Genomic DNA, 11,957 nt, shown 5'->3' on the forward strand with positions numbered 1-11,957 from the left:
TATGGCAAAACAAGAAGATCAATTTAAGAAAGTGCTATCACATGCAAAAGAGTATGGATATGTATTTCAGTCAAGTGAAATTTATGATGGACTAAGTGCGGTTTATGACTATGCTCAAAATGGAGTAGAGTTGAAAAAAAATATTAGAGATTATTGGTGGAAAGCAATGGTGCAAATGCATGAAAATATTGTAGGTATAGATGCCTCTATTTTAATGCATCCTACTACTTGGAAAGCTTCAGGGCATGTTGATGCTTTTAATGATCCTTTAATAGATAATAAAGATTCTAAGAAAAGGTATAGGGCAGATGTTTTAATTGAAGATTATTGTGCTAAGATTGAAGGGAAAATAGAAAAAGAGGTTAAAAAAGCAGCGAAGCGATTTGGAGATTCTTTTAATAAAGAAGAGTTTCTTACTACAAATGGGAGAGTTTTAGGATATCAAGAAAAAATAAATACAATTTTATCAAGAATGGGCAAATCTTTAGAAAATGAAGATTTAGCTGATGTAAAAGCACTGATAGAAGAATTAGAAATTGCAGATCCGCTAACAGGTTCTAAAAACTGGACAGATGTAAAACAATTTAACTTGATGTTTGGTACTAAATTAGGAGCTTCTGCGGAAGGGGCAATGGATTTGTATTTACGACCAGAAACGGCACAAGGTATTTTTGTGAATTTTGTAAATGTTCAGAAAACAGGTCGTATGAAAATACCTTTTGGAATTGCTCAAACAGGAAAAGCTTTCCGTAATGAAATTGTTGCACGTCAGTTTATATTTAGAATGCGTGAATTTGAGCAAATGGAAATGCAGTTTTTTGTAAAGCCAGGAACTCAAAAAGAATGGTATGAAAAATGGAAAGAAACTCGTTTGAAATGGCATTTGTCATTAGGAATGGGTAGTGATAATTATCGTTTTCATGATCATGAAAAATTAGCGCATTATGCTGATGCAGCAGCAGATATAGAATTTAAATTCCCTTTTGGATTTAAAGAATTGGAAGGAATTCATTCTCGTACTGATTTTGATTTAAAAGCTCATGAGCAATATTCTGGTAAGAAATTGCAATATTTTGATCATGAAGAAAATAAAAGTTATGTGCCATATGTAGTGGAAACTTCTATTGGTTTAGATAGAATGTTTTTAGCGGTGTTTTCTAAAGCTTTAGAAGAAGAGACATTGGAAAACGGTACTACTAGAACTGTTCTAAAATTACCTGCAGTATTGGCGCCTGTAAAAGCAGCGATTTTACCTTTAGTAAAAAAAGATGGTTTGCCTGAGATTGCACGTAAAATTGTAGATGATTTGAAATGGGATTTTAACGTGTCTTATGATGAAAAGGATGCCGTAGGTCGTCGTTATAGACGTCAAGACGCAAATGGAACTCCTTTTTGTATCACTGTAGATCATGATACCTTGGAAAATAATACGGTTACCATTCGTCATAGAGACTCAATGGAGCAGAAAAGGGTGAACATAGAAGAAGTAAGAGAAATTATAAAACAAGAGGTGGATATGCGTTCTTGGTTGATGAAAATGGAGAGATAACAATTTAAATACCATCAAATTTTTGATGGTATTTAAATTTTAAAACCTATTTGAAATGAAAATAATTATAAAAATTCTATTTATAATTTTTATTTTATGGATGGCTTTGGGAGGATACCTCTTGAATGTTGAGCATCCTAAAGGGCAAATTATAATGGGGTTAGGAGTTTTGTATATGGCTTTTATTTTAATGCCTATATTTATTTATTATAGATATAAAGACGGTAAATATAAGAAGTACATACTAAATGATAAGAAAATTAAGGAATGGATGAAATAAAAAAAGACTGCCAATTTTGGCAGCCTTTTTTTATAATATTGTTTCCTCTTTTCTACTTTAAAGTAGGGGAGTAATTTGTTGGGTAATCATCTGCTTTTGCTAAGCCATCTGTAGCTTCCTTAAAGTTAGAGCCATATTGGTTGTCAATAGCTTCTAGCATCTTATTGGCCATTAGTGCATATCCTCTAGCAGTTAAATGCACCCCATCTAAGCTAATTAAACCACCAAGAACGAACTCTGTAGTTAAAATATAGTTATCAAATGCGATCCCATTAGTTGCTGCTTGTTTTAACAAAGCATTGAAATCAACAAAAGCTAATTCTTTAGCTTCAGAAACGTTTTTAATCGTTTCATTATAGTTATCAGTAGCTTGTTTTACAATTTCTGCTTCCTCTTTTGTTAGCACCCATTTATCAGCTAAAGGTAACGTAATTCCTTCGGTAGAAAATTGATTAGCTAATGCTTCTGTAATAAGAGGATTTACATTCATCAGGGCTTCAGCTGCATCTTTATTAACTGTTCCAATAATACTGCTACTCGGTAATACTAATAAGTCTTCAGGAGTAGCTGGTCTAGCTTGTCCGTATTGTTGACCTAAAAGCTGAGCTACCAATGGAGCCGCTTGAGCAGGTAAGCCTAAAGATTGAATGAACCCAATAAAAGCAGTATTGTTAGGATTTCCTAAAACACTACTAATGGTAGCAGATAAGTCAGCTAAATTTTTGTCTTTAATCACAACAGGACTTGCTTTTTTAGTCGAAAACTGAACAATTCTGTTCGGTTGATTTATTGCAGGATCTGCGTAAATTTGATTCAATGCTCCATAAACGACATTCAGCGTTGGAATTTGTGATGCAAATTCCAGATTTGTAGGGTCAAGAGGAGCGTGAGGAACTGTAGTAAAATAGGGAAATGATGTTACATATGGTAAATTTGCTACAACTCCTTTTGCATTAGGAACTTGCGTTAGTGTATTTACAATTGCATTAAAGGCGGTATCAAAGGTAGTTTTAGGAGTAATAGCAGTGGGATCTATCCCTCCTGCAATAGCATAGTCGAGCAAATCATTTCCTCCAATCTCAGATAAAGAGAAAAAAGTAGGTTGTTTAGATGCTATTTCAGCAATTAATGTAGGTTGTGTCGGATTCATTCTTACAAAATACGGGTTTGCTGTTCTCGGTACTGTAGCTAGTCCAGCAGGATTGCCATATCCAGGAGCTAAGAAATGAATACTTTTTGCACCAGGAATTCCATAGTTTTTAAAATTAGGAGCATTTTCTGCAGGAACTCCCACTATTGTACTAGGTAGTTTGTTTAATAAGGTTGGTACTTTTCCATTAAAATAAAATCTAGGATTAAGGACTACTTGCCCGTTGCTAGACATTCCTCCTGTATTATCGTTCATTAGAGGTTGCGTAAAAGCTTCTCCATTCGCCATTGCGAATTTTGAAGACATAATATTAGGAAAAGAATTTTTCTGCCCTGCTTTAAATAAAGCGCCATCAGTAAAACCAGCAGAAAAAGAAGCGCCTACCGCGATGTAGTTTGAGAAGTCTGCAGAACCTGCTGTTAGAACAACTCTAGGTGGTGCAGGGGTATTATCTAAAATTGGATCTAAATCATTATTTATATCACAGGCAACCAATCCAGTAAAAAGGATTGGTAACCAACTGTATTTGAATTTCATTTTTTTCATTTTTTAGTTATTAATTGTCCAAGAAATAAAGAATTGAGAGCCTATTGCTCCAATACCAGGGGCACTGAAGTATTCTTTTCCTGTTAAGTTAGCGCCACCTAATTTGAACACTGATTTCCAAGTAGGAACTCTATAATTTATTTGCGCATCTAATACGGTTCTAGCATCTATTGTTCCTTCTAAAAAAGAAGATTCCCAATAGAAATCATTTTGCCATCTAGCACTAATGTTGAAGCCAAAATTTTTAAATAAATCGTTTTTACCAAACTGTAATTTTACTTTATGTTCAGGAGTGTTAAATCCAGCATCAAAATCAGGGTCAGTAGCCTGGTTAAAATCAAATTTAGACCATGTATAGTTAAAACCTAGATTAAAACCATTGAAAACTTTAGTACTTAACCCTAAGCCCACCCCATAGGAAGTAATGTCAGCAGCAGAGTTTGTTCTAAGAGCAACACCTTCGAAGTCACCATTTTGTAGAGCTAGTAAAGCTAATTGACCTTGGGTTATGTTAGGAATATTACTAGGAGCAGTACTACCTACAACTCCATAGAAAGGAGTAACTACGTTTTTAACAGCAATGAAATCTCTATAGTCGTTGAAGTATGCACTGAAATCAATTCCTAATTTGTTTTCAAAGATGTTAATAGCACCGCGATAACCAACTTCATAAGAAGTTACTTTTTCAGGTTTTACTAAATTGAAATTAGATTTCTGGAATGTTCCATTGTTTACAGAGCTTTCAGAGAAAGAATTGGTAAAAGCGTCTCTACCAGTATAGGTAGTCGTAGCTCCTAAACCAGATAGTGATTGACCTATAGGACTAACACTAACAGGCAAAGAAGTAAAACGGTCTAAATTTTCATCAGTAGTACCAATTAAAGTACCAGCACCTGTAGCCAAACCTATATATTGATCTTGAGTGGTAGGGTTTCTAAAGCCTGTTTGAAAAGAAGCTCTAAAGTTATGGTTTTTAGTTTCTCCACCAGCATAAGCTAAAGATATACGAGGAGATACATTTCCTTTGAAGTTTTTAGATTTGTCATAACGCCCTGAAGCTGTAAATTTTAATCTGTCTTCTGCGAATTTTTTCTGTAATTGTGTATATACACCATATTCGTCGTACTTTATTTTTCCATCGTAATCCGTAAAAATAGTTCCGAATGAGTTCAAAGCAAATTGCCTGTATGATCCTCCTACTTGAATTTCAGCCCAATCAATGTAGTCACGAAGATTTAGATTTGCATCGATATGATATAAGCTTGTTTGATCTTGGAATTTAGCTCCAGTCGCTAAGTTAGGGTCATTGATAACTTTATTGAATGCTGCTTGAAACTCTGGAGTTCCAGGAATCAAACGCCCAGTATCTGCTGCAACTCTAGCTTTTGCATGAGCTGAAGAAGTCGTAATCGTTGGATTTGAAAGAACTTCAGCAGCATAGGCTTCGATATAATCTTTAAACCAATCTTCATCAGATTTCCAAGCTCTATTAACATTTATTGCGGCAAATCGAGTATCGTAAGAATCTCCTGCATCTTCGCCAGTATAATAACCCCTTACAAAGAAATTTTTCCCTTTAAATTCTAATTTATGTTGTTCCATAAAAAAGTTAGCAATATTGTATCTGTTTTGGCCTTGGTAAATGGTATTACCTGTACCATATTTAGAGTTCCATATGATTTCTAAACGATCATTTCCCCAAGGGCGATAGTGTAAAGATCCTCCAAATTTGATGCTTTTTGCCTCATTACTCATTAAATCTACTTCATTATATCCTGTTCTGCTAACTCTCACATTTGGTATTATTCCTAGTCCAGATGCGGTTCTTATGTTGGTAGCAACTTCATCACCATAAACATTTAAACCATCAAAATCCAATGTAGAGTTTCTGTCGCCAGGAGCGTGAACGCCACCTACTCCAGTGGTATTTCTATAATCAGTTGCATGCCATTCTTCTCCTTTTAAGAAAGAGAGGGTTGCCTTTGCTGCAAACTTATTATCAAAAGCATGAGCCATACGAATGCTCGTGTCATAAAAAGGATTATCCCCAGAAGCTTGTTGACTTGTATATCCTGTTTTATAAACAAAGCTAATTCCTTGGTCATCAAAAGGGTTTTTACTAGTCATTAACATAATACCATTGAAAGCATTTGCACCATAAAGTGCAGAAGCAGCTCCTGGTAATATCTCAACAGTTTTTACATCTAATTCAGACATTCCTAATAAATTTCCTAAGGCAAAATTTAAAGCAGGAGATGAGTTATCCATTCCGTCAACTAGCTGAACAAAACGTTCATTTGCAAAAGAAGCAAATCCACGAGTGTTTACAGATTTAAAGGTTAAGCCACTTGCATTGATATCCACTCCCTTTAAATTTTCTAATCCATCATAAAAAGAAGGAGAAGCAGTATTTTTGATTGCTCTAGAATCAAAGCGTTCAATGGTTACAGGAGATTCCATTACGCGTTCTGGAGTTCTAGAAGCAGAAACAACAACTTCGTCCAAGGACGTTGCATTTTCCGTTAAACTAACTGTAACTTTTTGGTTTTTTTTGGTAATTTTAACTGTTTTTGTTTGATAACCTAGAGAAGAAATTTCAATAGAAAAAGGAGGTGTATCAGTTACTTTTAACGTAAAATTCCCATCGAAATCAGTGGAAGTACCCACAGCCTTTCTGGAAACTTTAATGTTAGCTCCTGGTAAGGGGCCTCCCATAGAAGCATCGTTTACCGTACCGGTAACCGTAGTTTGTGCAAACATAATAGCACTACCAAAGAGTGCAAATGTAGCAAGCAATAGTCTTTTTATCATAATATATAAAATTTGTTAACTAGTTGCAAAATACAATTTTTTTTTATTTGTAAAATAATTAACATTAATTTTTGTGATTTTAACATACTTAATGGTTTTTTTTTATTAAAGTAATAATCTTTGTCAATTAAATTTTCTTTGCTAAAAAAATAGAAAATGTACCTTTGCGAAAAAACTTTTCAGCGTTGGAAATTATCCATTCACTTTCTAATTATAGCGGAAACGAAGAAACCGTTGTAACCATAGGTACCTTTGATGGCGTTCATATAGGTCATCAGCAAATTATCAAACGTTTAGTCGATACGGCTAAAAAAGCGAATAAAAAATCTATTTTACTGACCTTTTTTCCGCATCCGAGGATGGTATTACAAAAAGAAGCTTCAATAGCATTAATAAATACCATTGATGAAAGGGCTTATTTTTTGCAGAAGACAGGGTTAGATTATTTAATTATTCATCCTTTTAACAAAGAGTTTTCTAGGCTAACAGCATTAGATTTTGTGAGAAACATATTAGTAAATCAGTTAAATACAACAACGTTGATTATCGGATACGATCATCATTTCGGTAAAAATAGAGAAGGAAACATAGAGCAACTTAGAGAGTATAGTTATTTGTATGATTTTGAGATAGAAGAAATTTCTGCACAAGATATTGATGATGTAGCGGTTAGTTCTACGAAAATTAGAAAAGCATTGATTTCAGGAGAATTAAAAACGGCAAATCAATATTTAGGATATTGTTTTCCAATACAAGGAAAAGTAGTGAAAGGAAGACAATTAGGAACTAAAATAGGTTTCCCAACAGCAAATATTGAAGTAAAAGAAAAGTATAAATTGATACCAAGATTAGGGGTATATACAGTCAAGTCTATCATAGACGGCGAAGAGCTTTTTGGGATGATGAATATAGGAGATAGACCTACTGTTAATGGAGAGAAACAAACTATTGAAGTTCATTATTTTAACTTTGATAAAGATTTATATGGGAAGGATATAACTGTAGAATTACTTTACTTTTTGAGGGATGAACAAAAGTTCGATTCGATAGAAGCTCTTATTGAGCAGTTGAGAATAGACGAAGCAGCTTCAAAAACCTATATAAAGGTGTTTTTAGAAGCAAAAAACTAATTGTCGAACACAAATTTCATCATTAAAATGAAAAATAATTTATTATCGGAATAATTTTATCATTAATACTTCGTTATTAAACGATATAAGTACGTTAGTAATCCCAAATATAATGTTATATAGAAATGAGTTCTGTTAATTAAAAGTTAAAGGGCTAGTTAGTTTTTATCTACATACTTTTTATATAGTAAAAGTAAGTTGTAACTCAAAAAAGTTACGCCTAGAGCTATTTATTTCTTTACAGTTTGTCCCCCGAGACGTAATAAATAATAAATAGAGCTAAAAGACGTAACTCGACCACAAAAGTAACGGTTTAAAAAAAGAGATTAATGACTTACTTGTGATTATAGAGTCAATATGTTTTTTCTATTTTGTGTTAAAACATGGGGATGCTTTTAAGGGATGAAATTTTATTAAAAAAAATAGCACTTTGCATTAAAAAACTACGATATGAACATAGAGTCACATTGAGTGATTTCTATATAGATACGGGAATTCATTTAGCAAGAATAGAGCAAGGTAAAACGAACTTAACGATTTTCACTCTCCAGAAAATATGTGATTATTTCAATATAACTTTTATAGATTTTTTTAAAATGCTGGAAGAAATTTGAGCTACTAAAAACAAATTGTTTAAGTCTTCCATATCCTGTATCTTTGCATTCTTAAAAAATAAAAATATGTTACAGGTTCCGTTTATTAGAGAGAACAAGCAAATTGTTTTAGAAGGATTAGCTAAGCGTAATTTTGCAGATTCAGAAGCAATAGTTGAAAAAGTTTTAAATACTGATGAAACACGTAGGTCAACGCAAGTTTTACTAGATGAAATATTAGCGGAATCTAATAAGCTATCTAAGGAAATTGGAAGCCTTTTTAAATCTGGTGAAGTTCAAAAAGCAAATTTGTTAAAAGAGAGAACAAGTTTATTAAAAGAGAAGGCTACTGCAACTAAAGAAATGTTGAATGAAGTTACAATAAAGCTTCAAGAATTACTATATCAAATTCCAAATATTCCTCATCCTTCTGTAAAAGCGGGAAAGAGTGAAGAAGATAACGAAGAGATTTTTAGAGAGGGAGTAATCCCTAATTTAGGAGAAAACGCTTTGCCTCATTGGGAGTTGGCAAAAAAATATGATATTATAGATTTCGATTTAGGAGCGAAAATATCAGGAGCGGGTTTCCCTGTATATAAAGGGAAAGGAGCTAGGTTGCAACGTGCGTTAATCAATTATTTTTTAGATAAAAATATAGCTGCGGGTTATAAAGAAGTTCAAGTGCCTCATTTGATTAATGAAGCATCGGGTTATGGTACCGGCCAATTGCCAGATAAGGAAGGTCAAATGTATCATATAACTGAAGATAATTTGTATTTAATTCCAACAGCGGAAGTTCCAATTACCAATATGTTTAGAGGTAATTTGCTAAAGGAAAATGAACTCCCTCTATTATGTACAGGATATACGCCTTGTTTTCGTCGTGAAGCAGGAAGTTATGGAGCACATGTAAGAGGTTTGAACAGGTTGCATCAATTTGATAAGGTTGAAATTGTACGTGTGGAGCACCCTGATAATTCATATAAAGCACTAGATGGAATGGTAACGCATATTAAAGATATTTTAAGAGAGTTAAAGCTTCCTTATCGCATTCTGAGATTATGTGGTGGAGATACAGGATTTACCTCGGCTTTAACTTTTGATTTTGAATTGTTTTCAACAGCGCAAGATCGTTGGCTAGAAATTAGTTCTGCTTCTAATTTTGAAACATTTCAAGCAAACAGGCTAAAATTGCGTTTTAAAAATAAAGAAGGAAAAAGTGAGTATGCTCATACGCTAAATGGAAGTTCTTTAGCACTACCTAGGGTTTTAGCAGGTATTTTAGAAAACTATCAGGAAGAAGGGGGAATAAGAATTCCAGAAGTCTTAGTTCCTTATTGTGGTTTTGAAATGATAGACTAGAAAGAAATTAAAAATCCGAGTTACGTAATGTAGCTCGGATTTTCGTGTTTAATTCAATCCCCTTAATTGAAAAAAAAGTATTATCTAAATTGTATTGATTAATTTGCAATAACAGCAACCATTAATCTTTTGTATCTATTCATTTCTAAAAGAGCCTCGAAATAAGCATTTATTTGACCAGCTTTCATAAATTCTATAGCGTTTTCTTTCGCGGACTCATATTGTTTCATTAAGTTTCTCATAATAATAACTTGTTAGTTGTTTTAGATATAAGTCAAAATTCATGCCAAAGAATTACAAAAAGGAATAGGAGATAGGATGATTTAATAAAACATTAACAAAAGACAATAGCTTTCTTTTAGGTATAAAATTTGTATTTTGCTAAAAGAAAGAGTATTAAACTTGTTTAACTATACTTTAAAAATGAAGAAAATACTATTCGTAACTTTTTTAATCTTTAGCAACGTTATTATTGCACAGAATGATTATCTAATAGCAGAAAACTATTACCGTCAAGGAGCATATGAAAAGGCCACACAGTTTTATTTAAAATTATACGGTAAGAATAAATATAATACTACTTACTTACGAAAGCTGATTTCTTGTTACCAAGAAACAGGTAACTTTTTACAGGCAGATAAGCTATTAAGAGAAAGAATAAAACAGCAACCTAGCCAAATTTATTTGAATATTTTTTTAGGGTATAATTATGAACGTCAGCAAAAAAATGAAAAAGCAAAGGAGTTTTATAGTAAAACGCTTCAATTACTAGAAAAAGATGCTAATTATGGAGGCGTTGTAGGGCGTGCTTTTAGAGAATATAATTTGCTGGATTATGCAATAAAAGCTTATGAAAAAGCAATGCTAAAACAACCGAAAGCAAATTTTTCATTTCAGATAGCACAAATCTATGGAGAGCAAGGTAATGTAGAAAAGATGTTTCAATCGTATATAAATATGATTGATAAAAATGCAAACTATTTAAAAAATGTAAAACGTTATATAAGCAGATATATAACTGATGATAATGAAGATCAAAATAATATTCTATTAAAAAAGACATTATTAAAAAAATCTATCAGTAATCCTAAAAATGCGTGGAATCAATTATTGAGTTGGCTGTTCATACAGCAAAAAGATTTTGGAAAAGCATTTATTCAAGAAAAAGCATTATACGCAAGAGAGGATAAATTTTTATCGAGAATGAAGAAGTTGGGCGAAATTTCCTTTGAAAATAAAGACTACGAAATAGCTCAAAAGAGTTTTGACTTCTTTATATTGAAGACAAGGTATCCACAAGAGAAAATAGATGGAATTTATCATAAGATTCAAATAGCAATTTTACAAAAAAAGTTAGGGGTCGAGGAAAAAATACAAGCTATTTTTGAAGAATATGGAAAAAATAAAACAACTTTACCTATTCAAATAGCTTATGCAGACTATTTAACTTTTCAAAAAAATCAACCTGAAAAAGCAAAACAAGTTTTAGAAGAAGCAATGTTGTTTACAACATCAAAATTTCAGGAAGCACAGTTAAAAATAAAATTAGGAGATATATTAGTTTTTACCGAGCAATTTAATAAAGCATTGCTTTATTTTACACAGGTTCAAACGAAATTAAAAGGGCATACATTGGCGCAAGAAGCTCGTTTTAAGGTGGCGCAAACATCCTATTTTAAAAATGATTTTAAATGGGCAATGGCGCAGCTGAAAGTGCTAAAGAGCTCGTCATCTCAGCTAATTGCTAATGATGCTACAGAATTATTTTTGATAATATCAGATAATCAATCTAAAGACAGTATTCCTTCAGGATTAAAAAGGTATGCGAAAGCAGATTTATTGGCTTTTCAAAATAAAAATGAAGATGCAATTATTGTTTTAAATGATGTCATTATAGCATTTAAAGGGCAGCCAATTGAAGATGAAGCGTTATTTAAGCAAGCAAAATTATTTATAGAAGAAGCAAAATTTGACAGTGCAATCGCCAATTTAGAAAATATAATACGGTTAAAAGTTGATGGTATTTTAGTAGATGATAGTTTATATGAATTGGCCGAATTGTACCGTACAAAATTAAATCAGCCTGAAAAAGCTTCAGAATATTATCAAAAGATTATTTTTGACCACCAATCAAGTATTTATTTAGTTGATGCCCGTAAAAAGTATAGGAAATTACGCGGAGAAGAAATTTAAAAATATTTAGTAAATGTATATATATAACGTAACAGTAAACGTTGAACAGGGTGTTCATGCAGAGTGGTTAACATGGATTGAATCACATATACCGGAAGTATTAAATACAGGGAAATTTATTAGTGCTAAAATGACTGAGGTTTTAGTAGAAGAGGAAATGGGAAGTAGAACTTATTCTATTCAATATACAGCAAAGAGTCGTGAGGATTTAGATGAGTATTATGAAAAACATGCAAGTGAATTGCGTTCTAATGGTGTAAAAAAGTTTGCAGATAAGGTATTGGCTTTTCGTACAGAATTAAAAATAATTAATGAGTTTTATCCAACTGCAGTAAATAATTAA

Annotated in this window: 10 protein-coding genes; 7 read left to right on the top strand and 3 right to left on the bottom strand. The window is 32.5% G+C overall.

The genetic code is table 11. The features are described 5' to 3' along the window. Window position 1: 1 nt before the first annotated feature. Together MARIT_RS01025 and MARIT_RS01030 are read left to right on the top strand one after the other, a co-directional pair. Window positions 2-1,549 (top strand): glycine--tRNA ligase, encoded by a 1,548-nt coding sequence (locus tag MARIT_RS01025; protein WP_024740307.1) that lies wholly within the window; start codon window positions 2-4, stop codon window positions 1,547-1,549. 55 nt (window positions 1,550-1,604) lie between these two features. Beyond that, the gene (locus MARIT_RS01030) at window positions 1,605-1,829 is read left to right on the top strand and encodes a hypothetical protein (protein WP_100210539.1); all 225 of its coding nucleotides are present in this window, start codon (window positions 1,605-1,607) and stop codon (window positions 1,827-1,829) included. 52 nt (window positions 1,830-1,881) lie between these two features. On the opposite strand, the gene MARIT_RS01035 is transcribed toward MARIT_RS01030, so the two are convergent. Both MARIT_RS01035 and MARIT_RS01040 read right to left on the bottom strand, forming a co-directional pair. Continuing rightward, entirely contained in the window at window positions 1,882-3,525 is a 1,644-nt protein-coding gene (locus MARIT_RS01035; protein WP_317042277.1) for an SGNH/GDSL hydrolase family protein, read from the bottom strand. Window positions 3,526-3,528: 3 nt separating this feature from the next. Then, window positions 3,529-6,336, bottom strand: a complete 2,808-nt coding sequence (locus tag MARIT_RS01040; RefSeq protein WP_100210540.1) for a TonB-dependent receptor — start codon at window positions 6,334-6,336, stop codon at window positions 3,529-3,531. Window positions 6,337-6,500: 164 nt separating this feature from the next. On the opposite strand from MARIT_RS01040, the gene MARIT_RS01045 reads away from it, so the two are divergent. The 3 genes from MARIT_RS01045 (at window position 6,501) to serS (ending at window position 9,421) form a co-directional block, all read left to right on the top strand. After that, the gene (locus tag MARIT_RS01045; protein WP_373852615.1) at window positions 6,501-7,466 is read left to right on the top strand and encodes a bifunctional riboflavin kinase/FAD synthetase; all 966 of its coding nucleotides are present in this window, start codon (window positions 6,501-6,503) and stop codon (window positions 7,464-7,466) included. A gap of 389 nt (window positions 7,467-7,855) precedes the next feature. Next, window positions 7,856-8,080, top strand: a complete 225-nt coding sequence (locus MARIT_RS16140; protein WP_157926161.1) for a helix-turn-helix domain-containing protein — start codon at window positions 7,856-7,858, stop codon at window positions 8,078-8,080. A gap of 66 nt (window positions 8,081-8,146) precedes the next feature. Continuing rightward, window positions 8,147-9,421: a serine--tRNA ligase gene (serS, locus tag MARIT_RS01055; RefSeq protein WP_024740301.1), complete on the top strand. Its 1,275-nt coding sequence runs from the start codon at window positions 8,147-8,149 to the stop codon at window positions 9,419-9,421. Between the two features lie 98 nt (window positions 9,422-9,519). Here serS and MARIT_RS15625 read toward each other — a convergent pair whose 3' ends face one another. After that, the gene (locus MARIT_RS15625) at window positions 9,520-9,663 is read right to left on the bottom strand and encodes a hypothetical protein (protein WP_167381780.1); all 144 of its coding nucleotides are present in this window, start codon (window positions 9,661-9,663) and stop codon (window positions 9,520-9,522) included. A gap of 181 nt (window positions 9,664-9,844) precedes the next feature. On the opposite strand from MARIT_RS15625, the gene MARIT_RS01060 reads away from it, so the two are divergent. Both MARIT_RS01060 and MARIT_RS01065 read left to right on the top strand, forming a co-directional pair. Continuing rightward, window positions 9,845-11,614, top strand: a complete 1,770-nt coding sequence (locus tag MARIT_RS01060; protein WP_100211979.1) for a tetratricopeptide repeat protein — start codon at window positions 9,845-9,847, stop codon at window positions 11,612-11,614. A gap of 13 nt (window positions 11,615-11,627) precedes the next feature. Next, window positions 11,628-11,957, top strand: coding sequence for a DUF4286 family protein (locus tag MARIT_RS01065; RefSeq protein ID WP_024740299.1), 330 nt, complete (start codon window positions 11,628-11,630; stop codon window positions 11,955-11,957).

The sequence above is a fragment of the Tenacibaculum maritimum NCIMB 2154 genome, assembly GCF_900119795.1.
GTDB classification, from domain to species: domain Bacteria; phylum Bacteroidota; class Bacteroidia; order Flavobacteriales; family Flavobacteriaceae; genus Polaribacter; species Polaribacter maritimus.